Origin of the sequence: Clostridium amylolyticum (assembly GCF_900142075.1) — a bacterium.
Taxonomy (GTDB): Bacteria; Bacillota; Clostridia; order Clostridiales; family Clostridiaceae; genus Clostridium_AA; species Clostridium_AA amylolyticum.
The window spans coordinates 94,742-120,961 of the sequence record NZ_FQZO01000010.1; the positions used below are offsets into that span (position 1 = coordinate 94,742).

At 31.3% G+C, this 26,220-nt stretch carries 22 protein-coding genes; 19 read left to right on the forward strand and 3 right to left on the reverse strand.

The annotated features are described in order from the left end of the window. Window positions 1–140 precede the first annotated feature (140 nt). From BUA82_RS18095 to BUA82_RS18120, 6 genes are all read left to right on the forward strand, one after another. A complete protein-coding gene (locus BUA82_RS18095) occupies window positions 141–974 on the forward strand; it encodes a PhzF family phenazine biosynthesis protein (protein ID WP_073011749.1) in 834 nt (277 codons plus the stop codon). A 190-nt stretch (window positions 975–1,164) separates the two neighbouring features. Then, a complete protein-coding gene (locus BUA82_RS18100) occupies window positions 1,165–1,344 on the forward strand; it encodes a hypothetical protein (RefSeq protein ID WP_073011752.1) in 180 nt (59 codons plus the stop codon). A gap of 107 nt (window positions 1,345–1,451) precedes the next feature. Continuing rightward, complete coding sequence (locus tag BUA82_RS18105; RefSeq protein WP_073011757.1) at window positions 1,452–2,120, forward strand: response regulator transcription factor; 669 nt, start codon at window positions 1,452–1,454, stop codon at window positions 2,118–2,120. Further along, window positions 2,117–3,130 carry a sensor histidine kinase gene (locus BUA82_RS18110; RefSeq protein WP_073011760.1) on the forward strand — a complete coding sequence of 338 codons (1,014 nt, stop codon included), beginning with the start codon at window positions 2,117–2,119 and terminating at the stop codon, window positions 3,128–3,130. The genes BUA82_RS18105 and BUA82_RS18110 overlap by 4 nt, the downstream gene beginning before the upstream one ends. A 177-nt stretch (window positions 3,131–3,307) precedes the next feature. Next, window positions 3,308–4,078 (forward strand): ABC transporter ATP-binding protein, encoded by a 771-nt coding sequence (locus tag BUA82_RS18115; RefSeq protein WP_073011763.1) that lies wholly within the window; start codon window positions 3,308–3,310, stop codon window positions 4,076–4,078. Beyond that, window positions 4,068–6,062 carry an FtsX-like permease family protein gene (locus tag BUA82_RS18120; protein WP_073011766.1) on the forward strand — a complete coding sequence of 665 codons (1,995 nt, stop codon included), beginning with the start codon at window positions 4,068–4,070 and terminating at the stop codon, window positions 6,060–6,062. The genes BUA82_RS18115 and BUA82_RS18120 overlap by 11 nt, the downstream gene beginning before the upstream one ends. Window positions 6,063–6,221: 159 nt before the next feature. Here the strand turns inward: BUA82_RS18120 and BUA82_RS18125 are convergent, their stop codons facing one another. The 3 genes from BUA82_RS18125 to BUA82_RS18135 all read right to left on the reverse strand — a co-directional run bounded on the left by BUA82_RS18125 (window position 6,222) and on the right by BUA82_RS18135 (window position 9,590). Next, complete coding sequence (locus BUA82_RS18125; protein WP_242949004.1) at window positions 6,222–7,340, reverse strand: PTS sugar transporter subunit IIC; 1,119 nt, start codon at window positions 7,338–7,340, stop codon at window positions 6,222–6,224. 142 nt (window positions 7,341–7,482) lie between these two features. Beyond that, entirely contained in the window at window positions 7,483–8,295 is an 813-nt protein-coding gene (locus BUA82_RS18130; protein WP_073011769.1) for a response regulator, read from the reverse strand. Next, window positions 8,292–9,590, reverse strand: a complete 1,299-nt coding sequence (locus BUA82_RS18135; protein ID WP_073011781.1) for an ATP-binding protein — start codon at window positions 9,588–9,590, stop codon at window positions 8,292–8,294. The genes BUA82_RS18130 and BUA82_RS18135 overlap by 4 nt, the downstream gene beginning before the upstream one ends. A 268-nt stretch (window positions 9,591–9,858) precedes the next feature. Between BUA82_RS18135 and BUA82_RS18140 the strand changes: the two genes are divergently transcribed. From BUA82_RS18140 to BUA82_RS18200, 13 genes are all read left to right on the forward strand, one after another. Continuing rightward, a complete protein-coding gene (locus BUA82_RS18140; protein ID WP_073011784.1) occupies window positions 9,859–11,574 on the forward strand; it encodes a methyl-accepting chemotaxis protein in 1,716 nt (571 codons plus the stop codon). 165 nt (window positions 11,575–11,739) lie between these two features. Beyond that, complete coding sequence (locus tag BUA82_RS18145) at window positions 11,740–12,771, forward strand: extracellular solute-binding protein (RefSeq protein WP_073011787.1); 1,032 nt, start codon at window positions 11,740–11,742, stop codon at window positions 12,769–12,771. Between the two features lie 34 nt (window positions 12,772–12,805). Then, the gene (locus tag BUA82_RS18150) at window positions 12,806–13,912 is read left to right on the forward strand and encodes an ABC transporter ATP-binding protein (protein ID WP_073011790.1); all 1,107 of its coding nucleotides are present in this window, start codon (window positions 12,806–12,808) and stop codon (window positions 13,910–13,912) included. Then, window positions 13,902–15,557 (forward strand): ABC transporter permease, encoded by a 1,656-nt coding sequence (locus tag BUA82_RS18155; protein ID WP_073011793.1) that lies wholly within the window; start codon window positions 13,902–13,904, stop codon window positions 15,555–15,557. Before BUA82_RS18150 ends, BUA82_RS18155 begins: the two co-directional genes overlap by 11 nt. 218 nt (window positions 15,558–15,775) lie before the next feature. Further along, window positions 15,776–17,482 (forward strand): sensor histidine kinase, encoded by a 1,707-nt coding sequence (locus tag BUA82_RS18160; RefSeq protein ID WP_073011796.1) that lies wholly within the window; start codon window positions 15,776–15,778, stop codon window positions 17,480–17,482. Further along, window positions 17,475–18,266, forward strand: coding sequence for a response regulator transcription factor (locus BUA82_RS18165; protein WP_073011799.1), 792 nt, complete (start codon window positions 17,475–17,477; stop codon window positions 18,264–18,266). The genes BUA82_RS18160 and BUA82_RS18165 overlap by 8 nt, the downstream gene beginning before the upstream one ends. A gap of 43 nt (window positions 18,267–18,309) precedes the next feature. After that, window positions 18,310–20,214, forward strand: coding sequence for a sigma-54-dependent Fis family transcriptional regulator (locus BUA82_RS18170; protein ID WP_073011816.1), 1,905 nt, complete (start codon window positions 18,310–18,312; stop codon window positions 20,212–20,214). A gap of 400 nt (window positions 20,215–20,614) precedes the next feature. Continuing rightward, window positions 20,615–21,673 carry an NAD(P)-dependent alcohol dehydrogenase gene (locus tag BUA82_RS18175; protein WP_073011830.1) on the forward strand — a complete coding sequence of 353 codons (1,059 nt, stop codon included), beginning with the start codon at window positions 20,615–20,617 and terminating at the stop codon, window positions 21,671–21,673. A gap of 302 nt (window positions 21,674–21,975) precedes the next feature. Continuing rightward, a complete protein-coding gene (pyrB, locus tag BUA82_RS18180; protein ID WP_073011832.1) occupies window positions 21,976–22,899 on the forward strand; it encodes an aspartate carbamoyltransferase in 924 nt (307 codons plus the stop codon). Then, window positions 22,899–23,327, forward strand: a complete 429-nt coding sequence (locus BUA82_RS18185) for an aspartate carbamoyltransferase regulatory subunit (RefSeq protein ID WP_073011834.1) — start codon at window positions 22,899–22,901, stop codon at window positions 23,325–23,327. Before pyrB ends, BUA82_RS18185 begins: the two co-directional genes overlap by 1 nt. Window positions 23,328–23,349: 22 nt before the next feature. Next, entirely contained in the window at window positions 23,350–24,561 is a 1,212-nt protein-coding gene (locus BUA82_RS18190; RefSeq protein ID WP_073011837.1) for a dihydroorotase, read from the forward strand. Further along, on the forward strand, window positions 24,548–25,408 hold the full coding sequence (gene pyrF, locus BUA82_RS18195; RefSeq protein WP_073011839.1) for an orotidine-5'-phosphate decarboxylase: 861 nt from the start codon (window positions 24,548–24,550) through the stop codon (window positions 25,406–25,408). The genes BUA82_RS18190 and pyrF overlap by 14 nt, the downstream gene beginning before the upstream one ends. 32 nt (window positions 25,409–25,440) lie before the next feature. Continuing rightward, on the forward strand, window positions 25,441–26,190 hold the full coding sequence (locus BUA82_RS18200) for a dihydroorotate dehydrogenase electron transfer subunit (RefSeq protein ID WP_073011843.1): 750 nt from the start codon (window positions 25,441–25,443) through the stop codon (window positions 26,188–26,190). Window positions 26,191–26,220: the final 30 nt, after the last annotated feature.

A 26,220-nucleotide genomic window follows, 5' to 3' on the forward strand; every position in this document is an offset into this window, starting at 1 on the left:
ATTTAAAGTTATTTAGAATTACAAAAAATATAAAAGTCATTACAGGCATTAGCGCTATAAAACCATTAGTGATTTTTATAATGAGTGGAAAAGAGCTATAGAAAACTAATAATAACGACTAGCATTGGGAGGATATAATAATGAAAGTAATACAAGTATATCAAGTTGATGCATTTACAAATGAATGTTTTAAAGGCAATCCAGCAGGTGTATGCATTTTAAAAGAATCAATTGAGGATAAATACATGCAGTTAATTGCTAGAGAAATGAATTTATCAGAAACTGCTTTTGTTCAATCACTTGAAGCTAGTCAGATAAATAGTACAAGTATATTTTCATTAAGGTGGTTTACTCCAAAATATGAAGTCGATTTATGCGGTCATGGAACAATTGCTGCTTCAGAAATACTATTTAATAATATAGGAATCAAAAATGAAAAGATTATGTATGAAACGAAAAGCGGCAGGCTTATTGCTAATAAAAATGATAAAGGAATTGCTCTTGATTTTCCCATTGATGAACCATTAAATGTTGATTTATCTAAAGATATTTTAGAAGCTATGGGGATAGAAAGTTATGAAAACGCTGTAATTGGAAAAAACACAAATAAATTGATTATTCATTTAAAAACAGAAAATGAAGTGTTAAAGTTAACCCCTAACTTTGAAAAGATGAAAGAGCTAGAATTTGAAAGGAATGTAAAGGGGGTTGGGGTTACCTGTATAGGAAACGAAAAATATGATTTTATATCCAGGTATTTTAATCCCTGGGCAGGAGTTAATGAGGATCCAGTTACTGGTTCAGTTCATACATTACTAGCAGCATATTGGAGTAAGATATTAAACAAAGATGAAATGAAGGCATATCAAGCTTCTGACAGAGGTGGGGAGATTACATTAAGAATATTGACAGGAAACAGAGTAGAGTTAATTGGTCAAGCAAAAGTTGTATTAAAAGGTGAATTATATATTTAGATCATAATGGTCATGTTAAGTATAAATTTAGCGTGGCTTTTACTGTATATAGAGTATAATAATGGTATAGGGCTGGTTTAATAAATATAAAACTATGGATTAATATAAAGGAGAAGAATTTATGAGAAATAAAAAGGAAGTAATAGAAATAGCAAAAGCTCAATTACTATAAGTTTAAGGAGGAATAAATTTGTTTCAAATAATATTACTTTTGCCGCTGATATTTGCGTGTCTTTATATCACCTACTTTATAATAAAAATAGCAGTTAAACATGCTATAAAGGAAAGTTTAGATGATATACAAGGGATTATTAAAAATGCTATTAGCCAGAGTAGAACTGAATATGATTGGAAAAATAAAAATGATTAACCCTTAAAAGATAAGTAAAGGTGTTTATTATAAATCAAGATTTATGATTTTATATGAAAAAGTTAATATGATATAATTTACTATAATAAATCCTAGGAGAGAGTATCTTGGAAAAAATATTTTTTATTGAAGATGATGAAAAGATAAGAAATGAGCTTGCTACATTTTTAGGTAGATATGGTTATGAATGCAGCTTTTCTACTGATTTTGAAAGTATTGTGGAAAAGGCTTTGGAAGAAAAACCTAGCATTATTTTGTTAGATATTAATTTACCTTATTTCGATGGGTATTATGTATGCAGGGAAATTAGAAAGTTATCCAATGTACCCATTATAGTGGTTACCAGTAGGGATAGTGAGTTAGATGAGCTTATGAGTATGAACTTAGGCGCTGATGATTTTATAACCAAGCCTTATAATACTGAGATTTTGCTTGCTAGAATTGCATCTATTCTTAGAAGAACCTATGGAAATATTGAAATGGATATTTTAGAGTATAGAGGAATCTACTATAATAGAGCTACCAGTGAAGTGGAATTTAATAATAATAAATTAGAACTTACTAAAAATGAAAGCAAGATTCTAAATACGCTAATGATTAGTAAAGGTAAAATCGTTTCTAGAAATGAGCTTATGAAGATTTTATGGCAGTCAGAGGAGTTTGTAGATGATAATACCTTAACTGTTAATATAAATAGATTAAGAAAAAAACTTGAGGAAATAGGAGCATTAGATTATCTTCAAACTAAGAGGGGACAAGGTTATTTATTAATATGAATGCATTAGAATATTTTAAGGATAAGGAGATTTTTATAGCAACAAACTTAATAGTACTTTTTTTTACCTCTACGCTTTTAAGAGCTCTAAGAGTGGACACTTATGCCATAATATTTACTGTAATATTAAACTTCTTAGCTTCCTTAAGCTATTATATATATGATTACTATAATAAAAAGAAATACTATGGTAAGGTTTATAATACCTTAGATTCTTTGGATAAAAAATATTTAATATCTCAGCTCATAGATGAAGGGGATTTTTTAGAAGGTAAAGTTTTATATGATATATTAACTCAAACGGATAAATCTATGAATGATGAAATAGCCAGATTTGTTAATGACAAGCAAGAGTATAAAGAATATATAGAACTTTGGGTGCATGAAGTTAAGACACCTATAGCAGCAACAAAGTTATTAATAGAGAATAATAAGTCTAAGGTTACAGATAGCATTTTAGAAGAAGTAGAAAAACTGGAGAATTATATAGAACAAGCCCTTTTTTATAGTAGGAGTTCTGAAGTAGAAAAGGATTATATAATTAAGAAGATAAGCCTTAAAGATAGTATTAGTTCCGTTATAATTAGAAATTCAAATGCATTAATAGAGAAAGGCATTAAGGTTAGTATTGAAGACTGTGATAGGGATATTTATTGCGATAAAAAATGGTTGGAGTTTATTTTACATCAAATCGTAGGAAATTCTATTAAATATATGAACAAAGAAAAAAGAAGTTTAAAACTAACTTGTGAAGAAATAGAACAAGGCTTAATTCTCCATATCATTGATAATGGAGTAGGTATGAACGAAAAAGCTTTAGAAAAAGCCTTTGATAAGGGATTTACAGGAGACAATGGAAGAGTATTTAAAGAATCTACTGGTATCGGCTTGTATTTATGTAAAAAACTTTGTGCAAAACTAGGTTTATCAATTTCTATTCAATCTAAAGAAAATCAAGGTACTCAGGTATCACTTCTCTTCCCCAAGAATAATATGTATACATTTGAATAATTAAGGCTATGTCAAAAATTACAGAAGTAAAATTGACAGGCCTTTTTTATTTCTAGAAATATGACAAAAATGTAAGGTTCATGTTGTGTTATTCTATGGTTAAGTTTAATAAAAAAATATAACATATAGCTATAAGGTACCTATAAGAATAACAGTAGGAAATACAGGGAGGAAATTATGAGCAAGGAAATTTTAAAAGTTGTTAATATAGAAAAATATTATGGAAGTAAAAATAATATCACAAAAGCTATCAATAATATAAGCTTTAAGGTAGAACAAGGAGAGTTTGTAGGGGTAATGGGAGCCTCTGGTAGCGGTAAAACCACACTTTTAAACTGCATTTCTACCATAGATAAGGTAACTAGTGGGTATATTTATATAGGAGATCAGGAGCTTACTAAATTAAATAGTAAAAAGATAGCAGCCTTTAGGAGAGAAGAGCTAGGATTTATATTTCAGGATTTCAATTTATTAGATACCCTAACCGCCTATGAAAATATAGCTTTGGCTTTAGCAATTTTAAAGAGGGATCATAAAGAAATTCATAAGCGAATCATTGATATTTCAGAAAAACTCAATATTTCAGAGGTTTTAAATAAATTCCCTTATGAGATGTCAGGCGGACAAAAGCAAAGGGTGGCAGCAGCTAGAGCTATTATAACAAACCCATCCTTGATATTAGCAGATGAGCCTACAGGTGCTTTAGATTCAAAGTCAGCTAAGGTGCTTCTTGATAGTATGGAAAGCTTAAACTCTTCCATGAATGCCACTATTATGATGGTAACTCATGATGCTTTCGCAGCTAGCTATGCTAAAAGGATACTATTTATAAAAGACGGTAAAATATTTAATGAAATAATTCGTGGAAAGGATTCAAGAAAAGAATTTTTCAATAGGATTATTGAAGTTGTGACTCTTCTTGGAGGTGACCAAAGAGATGTATTTTAAATTAGCCACTAGGAATATGAAAAGAAGTTTAAAAGATTATACCATATACTTTCTAACCTTGGTGTTTGGGGTTTGTATATTTTATACCTTTAACTCCATAGAATCTCAAAAGGTCATGATGAAGCTTAATGAATACCAAGCACAAGGCTTTGATAGGATAGAAAAGGTTATGGGCGCAACCTCAGTATTTATTGCTTGTATACTAGGATTTTTAATTATATATGCCAATAACTATCTTATTAAGAGAAGAAAGAAAGAATTTGGTGTTTATTTAACTTTAGGTATGGAAAAAGGGAAAATATCTAAAATTTTATTTGTAGAAACTATTATTATTGGAATCATATCTTTAGTTATAGGGTTAGTTATAGGAATTATATTATCCCAAGGAATATCAGTGTTTACAGCAAAATTATTTCAAGTAAGATTAGAACAGTTTAAGTTTATATTTTCCTTAGCAGCCTGCATTAAGACAGTTACTTATTTTTTGATAATATACTTTATTGTATTTATATTTAATACAGTTTCCATAAGCAAAGTGCAACTTATTAACTTATTGACTCAGGGTAAAAAGAATGAGAAGGTTAAGCTAAAGAGCATAAAATGGTCTGTGGTGGTGTTTATACTTAGCGTTATAATTCTTGCAGCAGCTTATTTTAAGATGCTAAATATGAGTTTAGATATACTTGATGCAGATTTATTAATTCCTATTATATTAGGAATAATTGGAACATTTTTATTCTTCTTTTCTCTGTCAGGATTTTTCCTAAAGGTATTTCAATACAATAAAAAGAGATATTTTAAGGATTTAAATATGTTCATGTTAAGACAAATAAATAGTAAAATTAACACAACCTTTGTTTCTATGAGCTTTATATGCTTAATGCTGTTTATATCAATATGTACCTTGGCTGGAGGCTTAGGTATTAATAAAGCAATAAATAAAGATATAAGAGATTTAACTCATTATGATGCGACATTATTTGGATTTGGACAAGTACCTATAGAGAAACTTTTAGAAAATAATAATATAGATATAAATAAGTATTCAAATGACTATATAAATTACTATACTTATACGAATGAAATGGGAAATGATCAAATGGGTATAAAAGATTATCTTAGTAAGGAAGCAGCAGATAAGAATAAATCATATTTTGAAGTGGCTCAAAATAGCACAATACCCATAATGAAATTATCTGATTATAATAATGTAATGAAGATGTTACAAAAGGAAGGCATTACTTTAAATAAAGGAGAATATGCAGTCTTTGGAGACATTAATACCTTAATGGATGGACTTAAAGAGGCTTTAGATAATAAAACTAAGATAAAAGTAAACGGAAAAATATTAGAACCTTCTAAAAACCCCGCAATGGAGATTACCATTTCTAATGATTTAATAAAAAGAAACTACTGCACTTTTGTAGTAGAAGATTCATTAGCTGAAGGATTAATGCCTATTAATTCATTTTTAAGTCTAAATTATAAGGGTGATAAACAGCAAATGGAAAAGACATATACTAAAGATATAAGGAAAGTAATTACAGATCAAAAAAATGGAGTGATGAGTATAACCAAAGAAAGATTATTAGCAGATTCAGCTAGTTTAGGAGCTATGATATCTTATTTAGCTATATATATTGGAGTAATCTTCTTAATTACATCTGCAGCTTTATTAGCTCTTCAGCAGCTATCAGAATCTGCAGATAATATAGAAAGATATAAACTTCTAAGAAAAATTGGAGCAGAGGATAATATGATAAATTCATCAGTGCTTATACAAGTAGGGATTTATTTTATGGTACCTTTATCCTTAGCCTTAATACACTCCTTAGTAGGGCTTAAAATAGCTGGACAAATAGTTAAAATTTTTGGTTCAGTAAATATTCTAAATCACTTATTAGTAACTACAATATTTATAGTTATAATTTATGGAGGATATTTCTTTGCTACTTATAGCGGTGTAAAGAAAATGATTAGATAAAAATATAATAAAATAGCTACAATATATGTAAGCAGTTCCTATTTTTCTTAAAACAAAGATAGGAACTGTTTAATTTTGATAAAACCTCTTCGAAGAGCAGCTGAATATTATCGATGCTGCGTAGCTTCGAATTTGGTCTTAAAAAATTATTTCAACTTGTTATTGCAAGTTAGCTTTTTTTATTCTATAGTATTTTAAAATATTTAAAGAATTTTTTTTCTTAGTATTTAAAGTGTTAGCAATGTCATCATTAACTTTATTAACAGGAATTTCATCCGAATCACATTGTTTATTAGCAAAGCCTTTAAAGACAACTGAACCAACCAGTCCGCCTATGGAGCCTCCTATTATAGCAAAGGCAAGAGCTATAAGAACTTTTTTAGGATCATTAAATCCAAAAGGGGCCAATAATCCGGGGATAGGAGATGCTGTGCCTGGAGCATTATTTACTATATTAAAATAAGCTGCTGAGAGTCCTGCTAATCCTCCGCCTAAAATATTTGATCCGTATATGGGAATAGGATTTTTAGTTACTATAGGTGCTTGGGTTAAAGGTTCTAACATTACCGCTATTATATTACTTTTATTACCTAATCTAAGTCTTTTAAAAATGATACCGTTTGTAAAGGAGCCTCCAACACAGGCTAGAGCTGAAATTCCCATGGCTAAGCCTTGTAGTCCAAGCATAGCAGTAACTGCCATTGAACTTAGTGGAGAGGTACATACTACTTTCATTATTCCACCAAGCAAGAATCCCATAACTAGTGGTGACTGCTGTGCAGCTAGGGATATCATTTGTCCTATATTAACTAATGTGCCATTAACTATAGGATATACCCCCATTGCTATAAATCTTGCTAAGGGAGCTATTAAAAGAGCTCCTGCTATAGTATTTAATCCTTCTGGTAATTTTTTATCAAATATAGGAGCTATAAGACCTACGATATATCCAGCTATAAATCCAGGTAATATGCCATATCCACCTAAGGCTACCCCTGCTACCACTGCATAAATGGGATTAACTCCCATAGATATTGGCACTAAAATAGCTGCTGCCACTCCCCCCATAGATCCTGATACTGATCCCACTTTGCCTAGAAAAGTAAGATTTAAAAAATCTCCGCTTATGTATTTATGAATAGCTTCTACTAAAAAGGTTGCTACTGCTGCATTTGCTAATCCTGACATAGCTTTACTTCCCTTAGGGGCTTTAAAACTAAATAATGAAAATAATCCTAATGTAAATAATAATAGTCCCATTCCTTTAACAATTTCCACAATATGAAACCTCCCTTGACTTAAAGTCCTCTAATCGTTTACAGAATTAATTGATTATTTAGACTATATAGCCTGAATTTCAAAAAGTTTCAGAAAGTTTCAAAAAGTAATTTGTTATAATTATAACAATTTCCGATAGCCTTTATTTGTTAATACAATAAGCTATTCCCTGTAAAAATTTTTTAACATTAACGGATCCTTTCTCATGACTTTTTCCTCTTATATAATCCATTTCTTTTTTTACTTCTTCGAAACTAAAAATGGAGTTTGAAAATTCTAAAAAGGTATCATTCATGTAATCTTCTAGTCCTAAATTAGCAATATTATTTAAAGCTACAAAGGCTGTTCTTCTTATTCTTTGTTCTATTGACTTAGGTTTAAGGGATATTTCATTAAATAATTCTTTAAGAGTATAGGTATCTTCAGAATTATTTTCAATTATATACTCTATACTTTTTATTATGTCTTCGCAGCCTGATTCACCTAATATCCCTAATTTATTCATTATGCTTTTAATTTTACATATACAGTTACCCTCATCTTCCCTTTTTAATACAGAGTCTATATTGCCTAATTTTTTCTTCATAATACCACTATTAATTACTTTCTTTAAAACAGATTTAACCTCAACTGCATTTATAGGCTTACTTATATAAAACTCAATTCCATTTTCATAGGCTTTGGCTATCATATCTTTAGTGGATACTTGGGATAACATTATATATTGAATATGAGGGTATTTAGGCTTATATTCTTTAACTAAAGCTAATCCATCTGTTTCAGGCATTAAAAGATCCACAATAACAATATCCGGCTTTTCCTTTTCTATTAAAAACCCCCCATCTTCTCCATTTAGAGCAGAATCTTTTATCACTTCTCCCAAGCATTCATGATTTATTATCTTATTAAGAATCTTATGAACATTTATATCATCATCTATTATTAGTATTCTCAAAATCTACCCTCCTCTAAAATGTTTTTAGATACAAAAATCATAAACTTAGTGCCTTTTCCTTTGGAAGATGTTAGTGTTACAAATCCCTTTAATTTAGTTTCAACTATATCCTTTACTATGATTAATCCTAGTCCGCGATTCACATCCCCAGTTTCAAAATTAATTTTAGTAGAGAATCCTGGATTAAATATATACTTTTTATCTTCATCAGCTATTCCTTCACCATTATCTATAATTTCAAAACAATGACCCACTATATTATCAATTTCCATAGAATTGTGATTTAAATATATAAATCCATTATCCTTATCTTTTAAGGCGTCGATGCCATTCATAATTATATTTCTAAAGATAGATATTAAATAGTAATGATATATTGTATTGAAATTTTCTCCTTTTTCGATGTTAAAGGTTATATTTGTATTTTTTAACTCTATATTTATCATGTGTTTTAATATATCTAGTATTGCATAATAATCCATACTGTCTTTAAGCTCTTTTGTATTTGTTAATTCGTTTACACCTCTAACTATTAAATTAAATTCTTTTTTTATCTCATGGATGTCCTTTGTGATTTCCATAATTTCTTTTTTTAAGTCATCATCTAAATCCTTTTCACTGATATCCATATATAATTTATAAGATTTACCCATGGTATTTTCAATATTATCCATAGATTTTTCCATAAGATAAACCTCACTTTTTAAAGTAGAATTTGATGCTAACAGTTTTATATATCTTTCTGTATGTTCTTTTTTTAGAAGGGTAGTATTATATTTAATCATTAAATTTATCATAACCCATATTAATGTAGATCTTAAAAATGCAACAAACAGCAGTCCTATTATCATGTTAAGATTAAAATTCTCTAAATAAATAGTATGCCGAATATACATTTCAGTAAAGTTAGCAAAAAAATCACAGATAATGAGTTTAGGTAAAAGATAATTTAAATTTTTATTTTTAATATTAATAATAATAAAATATATAGTTATATAAACTAAGTAAAATATGAATTCCGGGAAATGATTGCGTATACCCAATTTAAGAGCAGATTCTATTTCGATGTTTTCTAAAAAATAAACTAAGATCCTTATTATATATACAAAGAAAGAAGAGATGACAGCTACCATTATTTTATTATCTATTTCAATCATATATAGCAGTATTATTAGAATTATAATTCCAAAGGATATATTGAAATGGTTAACAAATAATTTTATATATATTTGAGCTGAAAACATAACTAAAAAGCTTATAAAAATAAGTTGATTTAAATTGTTTTTTGCTTTCATTATTTTCATCTCCTTATAAAACTTCTTTAGTAGTAATATTCAATAACTTTTTTAAATAACCTTTGAAAGTTCTATTAGAATAGCTGATAGTAACTATTAGTAAAAGTTATTGTCTCTAATTATTGATCCTAAGAACTTTATTTCCTATTTAAATTTAGCTTAAATAGATTCTTTAAAAAAACAACAAAAAATATTTTCAATATAAATATCAAGTAATGGGGAAAACTGTCGAAAAAAATAGTATCAAAATTTGATGGGGAGTGTTCTTATGAAGTGGTTTAACAATTTAAAAATGAAACAAAAATTAATATCAGCATTTATTTTAGTAGCAATGTTTATTGGAGTAGTAGGTTTTTTCGGCATAAATAATATGAAAAAGATAAATAAAAATGCTGTTTTAATGCATGACTATAATCTAGAAAGTATTAAAACATTAACCACTGTTAAGCAAAATATAGCAGATTTACGTGCAAGTTTATTAAGAATTGTATATGTACAAAATGATGAGCAGCAAAATGATGCCCTTAAAAAGGATATAGATAAAATACAAAATGACAACAAGCAAATTTTAGAAAAATATGAGAAAACCTTGATAAGTGAAGCAGAAAAGCCTATAATGACTCAGTTTAAAAATAATTTAGAGGCATATAATAATGCTAGTAGCTTATTAATAAAGTATAGCGATGAAAAGAAATACAAAGAAGCAGATGCCAGTTATTCAAAGGTTACTGAGGCAAGAACTAAAGTATATGAGGATTTAGATAAGTTAATAAAATTAAATACAGATGATGCGGATAATTCATATAATGATAATAATGCTACATACAAAAGATCTTTATACATAACCATTGCTGTGATTTCAGTGGGAGTAGTTATAGCAATAATTTTAGGATTAATTATAGCTATAATAATTTCAAAACAAATTGTACACGTACTATCCTTTGCAAAGGCTATTGGTGAAGGTGACTTGACTCAAAGTATAAATATTGATTCTAAGGATGAAATAGGCAACATGGCTAAAGCTCTTAATCAAGCAGGAAGCAATATGAGAAATTTAATATCAGAGATAATAGGAAGTGCTAGTGATATTAGCGCTACCAGTGAGGAGTTATCAGCTACCACCCAGGAGATATCTTCAAGAATGGAAGTAGCTAGCGAGTCTAGTGAGCAAATAGCTAAAGGTGCCCAAGATTTAAGTGCTACTACTGAAGAAGTAAGTGCCTCAACAGAAGAGATAGGAGCAACTATAAATGAGCTTAATAACAAGGCTAAGGATGCGGATGTTTCAGTAAAAGCAATTAAAACTCGTGCTTTTGATGTAAAAGAAAAAGCAACCAAGAATATTCAAGAAGGAAATATTATCTATGATGAAAAACGTGCAAATATAATAAAAGCTATTGAAGAAGGTAGAATTGTGGAAGAAGTAAAAACCATGGCGGATTCCATTGGAAATATAGCTACACAAACTAACCTTTTAGCTCTAAATGCTGCCATTGAAGCTGCAAGAGCAGGAGAGCAGGGTAGAGGCTTTGCTGTGGTTTCAGAAGAGGTAAGGAAGCTTGCAGAACAATCTGCAGAAGCAGTAGCAAACATTCAAACTATGGTAATGCAGGTGCAATCTGCATTTAATAACTTATCTCAAAGTGGACAAGAAGTTTTAGACTTTATGGCCAACAGTGTAAAACCAAGCTTTGAATTACTTATGAGCACTGGTGTTCAATACGAGAAGGATGCAGAATTTGTAAGTGAAATGTCTGAGGACATAGCAGCATCTACTAAACAAATGAGCGAAGTTATAGATCAAGTAAGCGGAGCAATTCAAAATGTATCTGCTACAGCAGAGGAATCTGCATCAGGTTCTGAGGAGATATTAAACAATATAAATGAAATAACCATAGCTGTTAATGATGTAGCAAAAGCTGCTCAAAATCAGTCTGAGCTTGCTCAAAAGCTTAATACCATGGTTCAGAGCTTTAAAATATAAACTTAATATAATTAAAAAGCACAGTTTTTACTGTGCTTTTTAATTTGTTTATATTTTATTTATGTATTTTACACTATGTTTATGAATTTTGACATTTCAATGAATACATATTTTTATTAAAATAAATACAAGAAAACGTTAACAAATTGTTAGGAGGAGTATAAAATGAAAAAAATTATTGCTTTAGTAACAGCTGTAGCTCTAAGTTTAGGAACACTTGTTGGCTGCGGAGGAGGAGAAAAGGCCGGTGATACAAAAGACTCCAAAAAACTTGTGGTTTATTCCCCAAATAGTGAAGATATAATAAATACAATTGTACCAATGTTTGAAAAAGAAACAGGAATAAAAGTTGAACTCGTTAGCGCAGGAACAGGAGAACTTATTAAACGTCTACAATCAGAAAAAGACAAGCCATATGCCGATGTGCTTTTTGGAGGTTCAAGAGCTCAATTTGTACAAAATATAGATTTGTTTGAAAAATATGTTTCGCCTAATGATAAGGATTTATTAGAAGGACATCAAAACAGTACAGGAAGCTTTACCTCCTATGTAGCTGACGGAAGCGTTCTTCTCGTAAATAAGAACCTTGTTGGAAACATTAAGATAGAGGGGTACGAAGACTTACTAAATCCAGCCTTAAAAGGTAAAATTGCTTCTGCTGACCCAGCAAGCTCAAGTTCAGCCTTTGCTCAATTGACCAATATGCTATTAGCAGTGGGTGGAGATTATACCTCTGATAAGGGTTGGGACTACGTTAAAAAACTTACTGCAAACCTTGATGGTAAAGTAGCTAGTGGTTCTGGAGCTGCCCATAAGAGCGTAGCTGATGGAGAATACGTGGTAGCTTTAACTTATGAAGATCCATCTGCAAGTTATGTAAGAAGTGGAGCACCTGTAAAAATTGTATATCCCAAGGAAGGTGCTGTATTTTTAGATGGTACTGCTGGAATATTAAAAGGTTCTAAGAATATGGACAATGCTAAGAAATTTATTGACTTTATAATATCTAAAAAAGCTCAAGATGCTTTTGGTTCACAATTAACTAATAGACCTCTTAGAAAAGATGCAGAAGTAGGAAGCTATATGACTCCAATGAAGGAAATAAAGCTACTAAATGAAGATCATGATTATGTAAACAAGCATAAATCTGAAATAGTAAAAAAATACACAGAAATATTTACAAGTAATAAGAAATAATACACAAATAAACAAAGTTAGAAGGTGAATAAACTTGAGTATATCAATTAAATGTGAAAATGTGCTTAAAAAATACGGAGAAAATATTGTAATACCAGACTTGAACTTAGAGATAAAAAATGGTGAGTTTTTCACCTTACTAGGACCTTCTGGTTGTGGTAAAACCACATTGCTTAGAATGATAGCTGGATTTAATAGTATTGAAGGAGGAACCATTAGTTTCAATGACAAGGTGATTAATGAAATGGCTCCTGGTAAGAGAAATATCGGGATGGTGTTCCAAAACTATGCAGTTTTTCCTCATCTCACTGTAAAAGAAAATGTAGCCTTTGGTTTGCAAAACCGTAAAGTTCCAAAGGATGAGATTACAAAAAGAGTAGATGAGATGATAAAGCTGGTAAAGATTGAAGAATACAAGGACAGACTACCAGAAAACTTATCTGGAGGTCAGCAACAGCGTGTAGCTTTAGCTCGTGCTATAGTTATTAATCCTGATGTGTTATTAATGGACGAACCTTTATCTAACCTAGATGCCAAGTTAAGAATCGAAATGAGAAATGTAATTAAAGAAATTCAAAATGAGATAGGTATTACCACGGTTTATGTTACCCATGACCAAGAAGAAGCCATGGCGGTATCTGATAGAATAGCAGTAATGAAATTAGGAATAATACAGCAGATTGGAACACCACAAGAAGTATATCAAAGGCCAGCTAATATTTTTGTAGCTTCCTTTATTGGAGGAACCAACGTACTATCTTGTAATGCTATAACTAAGGATGGGAAAAACCATGTCAGCTTTAGCCATGCTTATGAAGAGGATATGGAAAATTTAAAAGTTAATATAAACTCTGATAAAATTCCAGTGAAGGTTTCTGTAAGACCAGAAGAATTTATCATTGTAGAATCAGGAGAAGGTATAGAAGCTACTGTTACCTCCAGTATATTCCTAGGCATAAATACACATTATTTTGCAGAATTAGAAACAGGAGAAAAGGTTGAAATTATTCAAGAATCCACCGTGGAAAAAATAATGTCCCCTGGTACAAAAATTGGACTAAAGGTTAAAAAACATAAGATAAATGTTTTTGACAGTGAAGGAGAAATTAATTATACAAAGGGTGATGCACATGAAGTTTAATAAGAAAAAATTAGATATTTGGAGCTTAATCACTCTCATTGTATTCTTGTTTTATTTAATATTATTAGTATTTCCGCTATTTACACTACTAATTAAAAGTTTTATAGATGGTAATACAGGAAACTTTTCTCTAAGTTATTTTGTGAAATTCTTTAGTAAAAATTATTATTATGGGGCATTGTTCAACAGCCTTAAAGTAACAGTAAGCGTTACCTTATTATGTGTACTAATTGCTACGCCATTAGCTTATATTATGACTACCTTCAAGATAAAAGGAAAACAGTTTATACAAATCCTAATAATAATATCCTCTATGCAGCCTCCCTTTATAGGAGCTTACTCTTGGATACTATTGTTAGGTAGAAACGGTGCTATAACAAACATTTTAAAAAAGTATCTGAATGTTAAAAGCGTAGATATTTATGGATTTACGGGGATATTATTGGTACTTACATTGCAATTAGTTCCACTAATATATATGTATGTATCTGGGGCTTTAAAAAGTATAGACAACTCCCTGCTGGAAGCAGCAGAAAGCATGGGGTGTACTGGTATTAAGAAGATGTTAAAAGTAACTATTCCTCTAATACTACCTACCATATTAGCTGGATCTTTACTAGTATTTATGAGAGCTTTAGCTGACTTTGGTACCCCTATGCTTATAGGAGAAGGATATAAAACAGTACCGGTACTTATATTTAATGAGTTTATTAGTGAAATGGGCGGAGATGACGGATTTGCAGCAGCTATTAGCGTAATAGTAATAATATTTGCAACTATAATCTTCTTATCTCAAAAATATATATCCAACAAAAAGTCTTTTACCATGAACTCATTACATCCAATACAACCTAAAAAAGAAAAAGGAGTTAAAAATGTCTTAGCTCACTTGTATGTATATATATTCACAATTTTAGCTTTATTACCACAACTAAGCATAATTTACACCTCTTTTTTAAATACTTCAGGCAGAATATTTACCAAAGGATTCTCCTTAAAGAGCTATAATGCTGCTTTTTCCAAGGTGGGAGATTCTATAACAAACACCTTTGTGTTAGCTTTGATTTCTATAGGGATAATAGTTTTCTTAGCTATACTTATAGCATACATCACAGTAAGAAGGCGTAACTCCATTACTAATTTATTAGATATTTTAACTATGTTCCCTTATATAGTACCAGGATCTATTTTAGGTATAGCATTATTGGTTAGCTTCAATAAAAGACCTTTACTATTAAGTGGTACAGCTGCAATTTTAGTAATAGCCTTTGTTATAAGGCGTTTGCCCTATACAATTAGATCCAGTGCAGCCATAGTGCACCAAATTAGCGTTAGCATAGAAGAAGCAGCCATAAGCCTTGGAGCATCAAACTTAAAGACCTTCTTTAAAATAACCTTACCTATGATGATGCCAGGAGTTATAGCAGGAGCAATACTCAGTTGGATTACTATAATTAGTGAATTAAGCACTTCCATTATATTATATACTGCTAAAAGTAAGACCATGACTATTGCAATTTATACAGAAGTTATCAGAGGTAACTATGGAGTTGCAGCAGCTTTAGGAACCATATTATCAGCTATAACCATTGTTTCTTTATTAATATTCTTTAAAGTGTCAGGTAATAAAGAAGTTACAATGTAGTAAAGTCAAAGACCATCTGTTTATCAGGTGGTCTCTTTGAATTTAATTGTCATAATTTCACGAGGATTATTTATCACTTATATATTGTATAATAAGTATATTTCCATTTATATTCCTTTGATACGGATTTACCCTTGTTATATAATATAATCACTGGAGAGCCTATGTAATTAAAGCCTCATAAAAGGCTGAGGACATACATAATAGGAGCAAAATAAATGAATAAAACCACTAGAAATTTTAAAGAAACTCTTAAATATTTGTTTTTAAGATATGCCATGATACCTATAATATTAGTTTTCGCCTTATTCTCTATATTTATGTTAGTGGCATTACGGATAAATGTAATTAATAACACTAAAGAAGCAGGAAAAAATATTACTTCTTCCTTAGACGAGGTTTACACCAACTATTATGAAGAAGCAAAAGAAATGTCAAAATCCACTGCAGTAAAAAATCTTATAAATACCAGATTAGATAGTAATTTGGTATTTGATGAATTTTATAAGTTTAATAATAGTCAAGAGGTAAAAAGCGTATTTCATGTAGTAGATAACAAAGGGGTTTTCTTGGCTACTACCACCCCATCAGATTCTGATATAGAAAGATTTATCATAAGAAACATTATTCCTAGGATTAAAGAAAAACCAGAGGAGGTATTAAGTCAAAGGGATACCTTAAACTATCCTTTTAATAGGCGTACGGTGTATACCTTTGGAAAAGCAATTGTAAATGAGTCTTCGCAAATCATTGGGTTTATTATATTTCAATTATATGAAGAAGATATGCAGCAACTAATAATTGTACAAGATAATGAAATAACTGTGGTTACAGATGATTATAATAGCATTATAGCTACTAATAACAACTCTGTAAAAGGATTAATGAATAAATTTAACCCTAAGTATTACCATAAGGAAAAGTATGTACAATTAGGAAAAGGTAATTACTATATAAACAAAAGTTCTTTGTCCATAGCTCCTGTCTACGTTTACACCTTAAATTCCATTAGTATAAAAAGTATTATATTTATTTTATATTTTTTATTCATTTTAATAGTTAGCACAGTGTTGTGGTTTTTAATCAACCATCTGGCGGAGAGAATGTCTTCTAAGAATACAGAATCCATAGATAAATTAATCCATTCTGTTAATGAACTGCAAAATGGAAAGATGGATTCTTATGTGGATATTAATTCAGGAGATGAATTTGAAGTTTTAGGACATCAGTATAATAAGATGCTAGATGAGCTTAATGAGCTAATTACAAAAAATGAAGAGCTATCGAATCTTAGGCGTATTTCTGAAATAAAACAGCTGCAATCTCAATTTAACCCTCATTTTATTTTTAATGTTTTGGAGACCTTGAGATACTCCATGGTTATTGCACCTAAGGATGCAGAAAAAATTATTATAGGGCTTTCAAGGCTACTACGTTACAGCGTGAACTATGAAGGTCAAAAGGTATTATTAAAGAAAGATTTAGATTATATAGAGGACTATTTAGAATTAAATAAGTTTAGGTTCAATAATAGATTAGAATATACCATTGATATCCGTGAAGAGATGAAAGAGGCACTTGTACCAAAGCTATTATTACAAGCTATCATTGAAAATTCAATTAAATATGCATATAAAGACAAAGATACCCTTATTATTGAGATAAAGGGGAATATAATAGAAGGAAACCTTATATTGGAAGTGAAGGATAACGGCAGTGGTATTGGGGAAGAACAGCTTCAAGACATAAGAAGAATTCTAAGTGAACCCCAAAATAGCTCTGAGCATATTGGTTTATATAATGTTCACAGGCGTTTGGTTTTATTATATGGAGAAAATTATGGTATTGCAATTAATAGTATCTATGGAAAGGGTACTGATGTTAAAATAACAATTCCTTACGAAGCAGGTGATTTCAATGTTTAAGGTTTTAATTGTTGAAGATGAAGAAATGATAAGAAAAGGTCTTCATTATACCTTTGACTGGAACAAGGCAGAGTGTATTGTGATAGGAGAAGCTGCCAATGGTAAAGAGGGGTTAGAAGCTATAAAGGATTTAGACCCTGATATAGTGGTGGCGGATATAAATATGCCTATTATGGATGGTATAACCATGATAAAAAGCAGTATTAAAGATTTTTTATATAGTTCTATTATACTTACAGGCTATGATGAGTTTGCTTTAGCAAGGCAAGCCATACACCTAGGAGTTAGCGAGTATCTATTAAAACCTGTAGATAATGATGAGCTTTTAGAAGCCTTAGAAAAGTCCAAGGAACAGGTAAAGGTAAGAAAGTACTATAAGACTATAAAAAGCAACTCTTTAGATTTAAATAAGTTAAATGTACTTTCAGGAGATTTTTTAAAAGAAGAAAACAAGTCTTCTAAAGTGGTAAGTGATATGATTGCTTATGTAAAAGAAAATTATCATAAGAAAATAAGTATTCAAGACTTAGTGGATATACTTGGAATGAGCTCCACCTATCTAAATCAAAAGTTTAAACAAGAAACCACCTACACCTTTAATGACTATGTAAATAGATATAGGATTAACCAAGCTATCAATTTAATGAAGCGTGGTGAAGGCAAGGTATATACCATAGCTACGGATGTAGGTTTTAAAGACTATAGATATTTTATAAATGTATTTAAAAAGTATGCAGATTGTTTGCCTAGCGATTTTATGGAGTATTTTAAAGAATATAGCTAGAAAGATAATTATAGTAAGATTAAGTAATATGGGGGTGGCTTTTATGTTTCATAGAAAAGATTTTAAAAATATAATAAAAAGATCTCATAAAAGATGCATGGAAGAATATAAGGTAACTAAGGATAGAGTTTTTCCCACTAAAATGGTTAAAGGCAAGGATTTTATTAAACTTTGTGAGGAAAACTCTCAAATAATAAAAGCAGCCACTCCATATATGAAAATATTATATGATTTTCTTAAGGGATCTGGATTTTTTTTGGACCTTACTGATAAAGAAGGAATTATTTTAAGTGTCATTGGAGATGAGGATGTCATTGAAATAGCTAAAGCTATGGGAATGATGGAAGGTACAGACATGAGTGAAAAAAGTACCGGAACCAATGCTATAGGTACTGCTCTTTACGAAGATTGTCCTATCCAATTAGTGGAGAAAGAGCATTTTATCACAGCTTATCATATATGGACATGCTCTGGGGCTACTATACATGATGATAAAGGTAATGTTATCGGATGCATAAATTTAACAGGAAGATACCAGCTTGCACATCCACACACCTTAGGGTTAGTGGTGGCAGCAGTAAAATCTATAGAAAATCATATGAAAAAGGAACAATCACAAAATGAGCTTTTTGAGGCATATCAATATTTAGATACCATAGTTAACTCTATAGAAACAGGAATATTAACTGTAAATATAGATGGTGAGGTAATATCTGTTAATAAAGAAGCATGTACTATGTTAGATTTAATTGAAGAAAATATAATACATAAGAATATTAAAAGGATATTAGAAAACTGGGATAACATTTATGAGGAAGTTATTCGGGGCAAAGGATATGAAAATAAAGAAGTTAGCTTTTTTATAAAAGATAAGAAAAGATTTAATCTTAGCGTTTATGCCATAAGAGATAAAGATGACTCAATTACTGGAATGACCTTAGTTATTAAGGATATTCAGAAGGTTTATAATATGGTAAATAAGTATACTGGAATGAGCGCTAAGTATACTTTTAGTGATATTATAGGTGAATGTGAAGCTATAAAAAAATTAAAATATTATGCTAAAAGTATAGCTGATAGTCCATCTACAGTTCTTATACAAGGAGAGAGCGGCACAGGAAAGGAGCTTATTGCTCAAGCAATTCACAATAATAGTGATAGAAAAGATTTTGGATTTGTAGCAATAAATTGTGGTGCCATACCCAAAAATCTTATTGAAAGTGAGCTCTTTGGCTATGAAGAAGGTGCCTTTACCGGTGCTAGAAAAGGAGGACATCCAGGAAAATTTGAACTTGCTAATCATGGTACTATTTTTTTAGACGAAATTGGAGAAATGCCTTTGGACATGCAGGTGAGCCTTTTAAGAGTTCTTCAAGAAGGCTATGTGGCTAGAATTGGCGGAAACAAGTATATTCCTGTGGATGTAAGAATTATTGTTGCCACTAATAAAAACCTAAAAGAAGAAATTGAAAAGGGTACCTTTAGAGAGGATTTATATTACAGACTTAGTGTAATACCAATATTTGTACCTCCCCTACGAGAAAGAGTTGGGGATATACCTATATTAATAGATCATTTTTTAAAGATTAAGGCTTTAAAATTAAATAAACCTGTACCTACAATACACACGAGTTTATATTATAAACTTTTAAATCATTATTGGCCAGGTAATATTAGAGAGTTGGAAAACTGTATGGAAAACATCGTTAACATGGATGGAAATATTTACTATGATTTTAGTCAAAAGAATGTAAATGTTATAGAATCTCATGAAAGAGAGTTTCACTATAAAATGTGTTCCTTGGAGGATTGGGAGAAAATAGCAATAACAAAATGTATTGAAGGCTGCTTAGGAAATTTATCTAATGCTGCTAAAGTATTAGGGATAAATAGGACTACACTTTATAATAAGATAGAGAAATACAATATAAGTAAATTTAAAATTTAGAATTTAGAGCTTAGAATGAAGGATGTTTTTCTGAAAAAAGAGTTCAGAAAAACTGAGATTTTATATTTGATTTCTCCCTAGGGAGAAATCAAATAGTGAATTGTGGAATGTGGGGGTTATAGAATAGTAATAAAAAAACTTTGTTAAAGTAAATACAAAATTTGTAAAGAACGGTGTGTTGAAAAATTAAACAGTGTTGAAAAAAACAACAAAACTTATGTGGATTTTGTTGTTTTTTTATACAATGGTTTTTATTGAAATATAGAAAAGCTTGAATTAGAGTGAATATTCATATATTGGCATGAATGTTGCTTAATTTAATTAGTGGAATATTTATAAGAATGATAATTTAATAACATTCTGGTAAATGTTACTCATAGTTAATTTAGGAGGGGTATTCATGAAAGGTTTTGCAATGCTTGGTATTAATAAGGTAGGTTGGATTGAAAAGGATAAACCTAATTACGGACCTTATGATGCGTTAGTTCGTCCTCTAGCTATATCTCCTTGTACTTCAGATATACATACTGTATTTGAAGGAGCTATAGGTGATAGAAATGATATGATTTTAGGGCATGAAGCAGTGGGTGAAGTTGTAGAAGTAGGTAGTGAAGTTAAAGATTTTAAACCAGGTGACAGAGTGGTAGTTCCAGCTATTACACCAGATTGGAGATCCATTGAAGTGCAAAAAGGCTTTCATCAGCATTCCAACGGAATGTTAGCTGGATGGAAATTCTCTAATTTTAAGGATGGGGTTTTTGGAGAGTTCTTCCACGTAAATGATGCGGATATGAACTTAGCCCACCTTCCAGAGGATATATCCTTAGAAAGTGCTGTAATGCTTTGCGATATGATGACTACAGGTTTCCATGGAGCAGAATTAGCTGATATTGAAATGGGCAGCAGTGTAGTGGTTATTGGTATAGGGCCAGTAGGACTAATGGCTGTAGCAGGATCACAACTGCGTGGTGCAGGAAGAATCATGGCTGTAGGGAGCAGACCGGTTTGTGTTCAGGTTGCCAAGGAATATGGAGCTACAGATATTATAAATTACAAAGATGGAGACATAGTAGACCAAGTAATGAAACTAACTAACGGACAAGGTGTTGATCGTGTTATTATGGCTGGCGGCGGAGTGGAAACTTTAGCACAAGCAGTTAAGATGGTTAAACCAGGTGGAGTAATATCTAATGTAAACTATCATGGCAGCGGAGAAAACTTACCTATACCACGTGCTGAATGGGGCTGTGGAATGGCTCATAAGACTATAAGAGGCGGCTTATGTCCAGGTGGAAGAGTTAGAATGGAAATGCTTATAGATCTTATAAGATATAACCGTGTAGATCCAGGTAAGTTGGTTACTCATGTATTCCATGGTTTTGACAATGTGGAAAAAGCTTTAATGCTTATGAAGGATAAGCCAAAGGATTTAATAAAGCCTGTGGTTATAATAGATTAAAAGAATAGACTTAGTAACAAAGCGTTTAATTAATAAAATATTTGATAATTATAAGCATGCTATGTGCTTAAAGTCCAAATAAACATATAGCATTTTATATTGACATCATCAATTATAGTATGATATTATAGAAAAAATACCTTTAAGGCTGGTCCAGAGAGACTAGAAAGGGAAGAGCAATAGACATATGATATCTATATAATTTTGTAGGATAACTATGCCTTCCCTTTGGGAAGGCATTTTTTATATAAAAAATAGTACCTTTAAATTTAGTACAGAGATACTAACAAGGAGGAGTAATTATGTTAAAAGGAAGACATCTTATTGACCCTATGGATTTTACTCTAGAGGAGTTCGATGAAATTTTCAAATTGGCACAGGAAATCATTAAAAATCCTGAAGAATTTTCTAAGGTTTGTGAAGGAAAAATCTTAGCCACACTTTTTTATGAACCAAGTACTAGAACTAGATTCAGTTTCGAAGCTGCTATGATGAGGTTAGGTGGTAATGTTATTGGATTTTCTGAGCCTAATTCCAGCTCCACTGCAAAAGGGGAGAGTATAGCAGATACCATTAGAACAGTAGCTTGTTATGCTGATGCTGCTGTAATAAGACATCCAAAAGAAGGAGCACCTAAAATTGCTTCCCTGTATTCATCCATTCCAGTTATTAATGCAGGAGATGGTGGTCATCATCATCCTACTCAAACCTTAACAGATCTTTTAACCATAGTTTCTAAAAAAGGAAGCTTATCAAACCTTACTATTGGCTTATGTGGAGACTTAAAGTTCGGAAGAACCGTGCACTCACTTATAAAGGCCATGTCTAGATATGAAAATAATAAATTCATTCTTATATCTCCAAAAGAACTGAAAGTACCAGATTATATCACTAAAGAAATATTAGAAAAAAATAATATCCCATATAAAGAAGTGGAAAAAATAGAAGATGCCATGGAAGAGTTAGACATACTCTACATGACTAGAGTTCAAAGAGAGAGATTCTTCAATGAAGAAGACTATATAAGACTAAAGGATAGCTTCATACTAGATGGAGAGAAAATGAAGCTGGCAAAAGAAGACATGATAGTGCTGCACCCGCTGCCAAGAGTAAATGAAATAGCCTATGAAGTTGATGATGATAAAAGAGCTTGCTACTTTCCACAGGCTAAGTATGGCATGTATGTAAGAATGGCTTTAATAGCTAAACTTTTGGGGGTGAGATAATGCTTAGTATTAATAGTATTAAAAATGGTATTGTTATAGATCACATTAAGGCAGGACTTGGCATAAAGATATTCAACTACCTGGGTCTTGACAATGTAGATTTTAGGGTAGCTCTTATAATGAATGTTGATAGTGAAAAGCTTAAGAAAAAGGATATTATAAAGATTGAAAACTCATTAAATATAGATTATACGGTGTTAGGATTTATAGATCCTAATATAACTATAGATATAGTAGAAAACGAAAATATAACTAGAAAATCTAAATTGAAGCTTCCAGAAAAGGTAACAGAGATTATTAAATGCAAAAATCCAAGATGTGTTACTTCTGTGGAAAGTCATGTGCCTCATTCATTTTACTTAGCAGATGAAGCTAAAGGTGAATATAGGTGTGAGTATTGCGATAATGCTTATACACCTAATGAATAATTAAACAGGAGGTACATTATAAATGAACTTATTAATTAAAGGCGCAAGAGTAGTAGATTTCTCACAGGACTTTGTGGGAGATGTTTATATAGAAGATGGAATAATAGTAGAAATAGGTAAGAATTTAAACAAAAGCTGTGAGGTTGTTAATGGTAAGGGAAGGGTTCTTATGCCTTCCTTTATAGATACCCACAGCCATTTTAGAGAGCCTGGGTATACTTATAAGGAAGATATACTATCAGGTTGCAGAGCAGCAGTGAGAGGGGGATATACTGGGGTTAACTTAATGGCAAACACTAATCCAGTATGTAGTACCATGGAAACTGTGGATTATGTAATAAATAAAGGGAAAACCATAGGTCTTGTGGATATCCATCAGTGTGCTTCTATAACCTACGATTTTAATGGCAAGGATATAAATCATATAGATAACTTGTCTAGTAAGGTAAAAATAATATCTGAAGATGGTAAAGATGTTATGAATGTTAAAGTTATGATGGATGCCATGATTAAAGCTAAGAAAAAAGACATTACAGTGATGTGTCATTGCGAAGATCATGATCTTTCAAATGTAGACATGAGACTTGCAGAAAACATGATGACCTGGAGAAATATAACCTTAGCTGAATATACTGGATGTAAGGTTCATATGGCTCATGTAAGCACAAAAGAGTCCATAGACTACTGTATTGAAGCTAAGAAAAAGGGACACAAGGTTACCTTAGAGGTAACGCCCCATCACATAGCTTTAACTAAGGATGAAAATGACTATAGAGTTAATCCTCCTATAAGAATGGAAGAAGATAGGCAGTATCTTATAAAGGCTATAAAAGAAGGATATGTGGATGCTATTGGTACTGACCATGCTCCTCATACTAAAGAGGATAAAGAAAAGGGAGCACCAGGGTTATCTGGAATAGAAACCTCCTTTTCTATATGTTACACAGAATTAGTTAAAAAAGGGCATATAAGTTTAAATAAGCTTTCTGAAATTATGTCTAAAAATACTGCAGAAATAGTGGGATTTAATAAAGGGCAAATAAACATAGGTTTTGATGGAGATTTGGTACTAGTAGATTTAAATAAAGAATATGTTATAGATTCTAATAAATTTCACTCTAAAGGTAAAAACACTCCTTTTGATAATAAAAGGGTATATGGACAAGTAACTACTACCATAAAAGGTGGAAAGGTAGTATTTCAAGAGGAGGGGGATAGCGATGATAATAGATAAGTTGTTTAAAAGTGTAGCGGAAAAAGGACATGTATGTGTAGGCTTAGATACTGATATGAGCTATATACCTAATGAATTTGCTAAGAGTTTTCATGATGAAGAGGATGCACTGCTTAACTTTAATAAAAGAATTATAGATTCTACCTTGGATGTGGCAGCCTGCTTTAAGGTGCAGATAGCTTATTACGAAGCTCTAGGACTAAAAGGGCTTAAAGTATATAAAAAGACCTTAGATTATATTAAAGAAAGGCATGGAATAGTTATAGCAGATATAAAAAGGGGAGATATAGCCAAAACTGCAGAGATGTATGCAAAGGCGCATTTCCAAGGGGATTTTGAAAGTGATTTTATAACCTTAAGCCCGTATATGGGTTTAGACAGTATAGAACCTTATCTTCCCTATGTAAAAAATAAAGAAAAAGGGCTATTTCTTCTAATAAGAACTTCAAATCCAGGAGCAGAGGATATTCAATATATTGAAAGCCAAGAAGGGAAAAAGGTATATGAGCTTACTGGAGAAAAGATTGTGGAAAAAGGCAAGGAGTTTTTAGGAAACTGTGGATATAGCTCTTTAGGGGGAGTAGTTGGATGTACTCATACTGAAGAAGCAGTAAAACTTAGAAAAGAATTGGATAGTATGTTTTTCTTAATACCTGGTTATGGGGCTCAAGGTGGAAAGGCAGAAGATGTAGCACTTTACCTAAAACAGGGCAATGGGGGAGTGGTTAATTCCTCTAGAGGCATACTCTTAGCCTATAAAAAACATGAAGATGGAACTAAACACTTTGATGAATATGCCAGAGAAGAAGCTGTAAGAATGAGAGATGACATAAAGAAATATATTTAATGGCAATATTTAAAAATGGGGGAGGATAAGCTTTGAACAAAGTAGAATATAAAATTTCTAAAGTAGCGGAAAATAAAGAAATTGCTAAGGGCATATTTAGATTAGCGGTGGAAGGAGAATTTTCTGCTAAGCCAGGGCAGTTTTATATGGTGCGAGCTTGGGATAAGGAACCGTTACTTTCAAGACCTTTAAGCGTTCATAAGCTGGAAAAGGATAAACTATATTTCTTATACCAAGTGTGCGGTGAAGGAACAGAAAAATTAAAGTCCTTAAAAACTGGTGATGATATTAAACTTACAGGACCTCTAGGTAATGGCTTTCACACTGAAGCCCTGAAGGGACAGGTAGCTATAGTAGCTGGAGGCATAGGTATCGCTCCCTTTAACTATGTAGCAGAAAAGCTAAAAGAAAATATTAATGTAGAATCTGTGGATCTTTATGGGGGATTTAGAAGTGAAGTATACGCAGTGGAAGAGATGAGAAAGAATTTGAATAATGTGTATATATCTACAGAGGATGGAAGTTTAGGGGAAAAAGGATATGTTACAGAGGGCTTGGATCTAAAGAGGTATGATATGGTTTTATGCTGCGGGCCGGAAATAATGATGAACAAGGTTATTACTATATGCAAAGAACAAGGGGTAAAAGTTTTAGTGTCTACGGAAAAAAGAATGGCTTGCGGAGTAGGGGCATGCCTGGTATGCACTTGTAAAACCAAGGATGGAAATAAGAAAAGCTGTAAGGATGGACCGGTATTTCCTGGGGAAGATTTAGTAATATAAACTATTAAGTAATGATAGGTGGAGATGTAC

Excerpts from the sequence above, each read along its gene's own strand:
- BUA82_RS18095 (WP_073011749.1), top strand. The coding sequence starts at position 141 with ATGAAAGTAATACAAGTATATCAAGTTGATGCATTTACAAATGAATGT.
- BUA82_RS18110 (WP_073011760.1), top strand. The coding sequence starts at position 2,117 with ATGAATGCATTAGAATATTTTAAGGATAAGGAGATTTTTATAGCAACA.
- BUA82_RS18115 (WP_073011763.1), top strand. The coding sequence starts at position 3,308 with ATGAGCAAGGAAATTTTAAAAGTTGTTAATATAGAAAAATATTATGGA.
- BUA82_RS18120 (WP_073011766.1), top strand. The coding sequence starts at position 4,068 with ATGTATTTTAAATTAGCCACTAGGAATATGAAAAGAAGTTTAAAAGAT.
- BUA82_RS18135 (WP_073011781.1), bottom strand. The coding sequence starts at position 9,590 with ATGAAAGCAAAAAACAATTTAAATCAACTTATTTTTATAAGCTTTTTA.
- BUA82_RS18140 (WP_073011784.1), top strand. The coding sequence starts at position 9,859 with ATGAAGTGGTTTAACAATTTAAAAATGAAACAAAAATTAATATCAGCA.
- BUA82_RS18145 (WP_073011787.1), top strand. The coding sequence starts at position 11,740 with ATGAAAAAAATTATTGCTTTAGTAACAGCTGTAGCTCTAAGTTTAGGA.
- BUA82_RS18155 (WP_073011793.1), top strand. The coding sequence starts at position 13,902 with ATGAAGTTTAATAAGAAAAAATTAGATATTTGGAGCTTAATCACTCTC.
- BUA82_RS18160 (WP_073011796.1), top strand. The coding sequence starts at position 15,776 with ATGAATAAAACCACTAGAAATTTTAAAGAAACTCTTAAATATTTGTTT.
- BUA82_RS18165 (WP_073011799.1), top strand. The coding sequence starts at position 17,475 with ATGTTTAAGGTTTTAATTGTTGAAGATGAAGAAATGATAAGAAAAGGT.
- BUA82_RS18170 (WP_073011816.1), top strand. The coding sequence starts at position 18,310 with ATGTTTCATAGAAAAGATTTTAAAAATATAATAAAAAGATCTCATAAA.
- BUA82_RS18175 (WP_073011830.1), top strand. The coding sequence starts at position 20,615 with ATGAAAGGTTTTGCAATGCTTGGTATTAATAAGGTAGGTTGGATTGAA.
- pyrB (WP_073011832.1), top strand. The coding sequence starts at position 21,976 with ATGTTAAAAGGAAGACATCTTATTGACCCTATGGATTTTACTCTAGAG.
- BUA82_RS18185 (WP_073011834.1), top strand. The coding sequence starts at position 22,899 with ATGCTTAGTATTAATAGTATTAAAAATGGTATTGTTATAGATCACATT.
- BUA82_RS18190 (WP_073011837.1), top strand. The coding sequence starts at position 23,350 with ATGAACTTATTAATTAAAGGCGCAAGAGTAGTAGATTTCTCACAGGAC.
- pyrF (WP_073011839.1), top strand. The coding sequence starts at position 24,548 with ATGATAATAGATAAGTTGTTTAAAAGTGTAGCGGAAAAAGGACATGTA.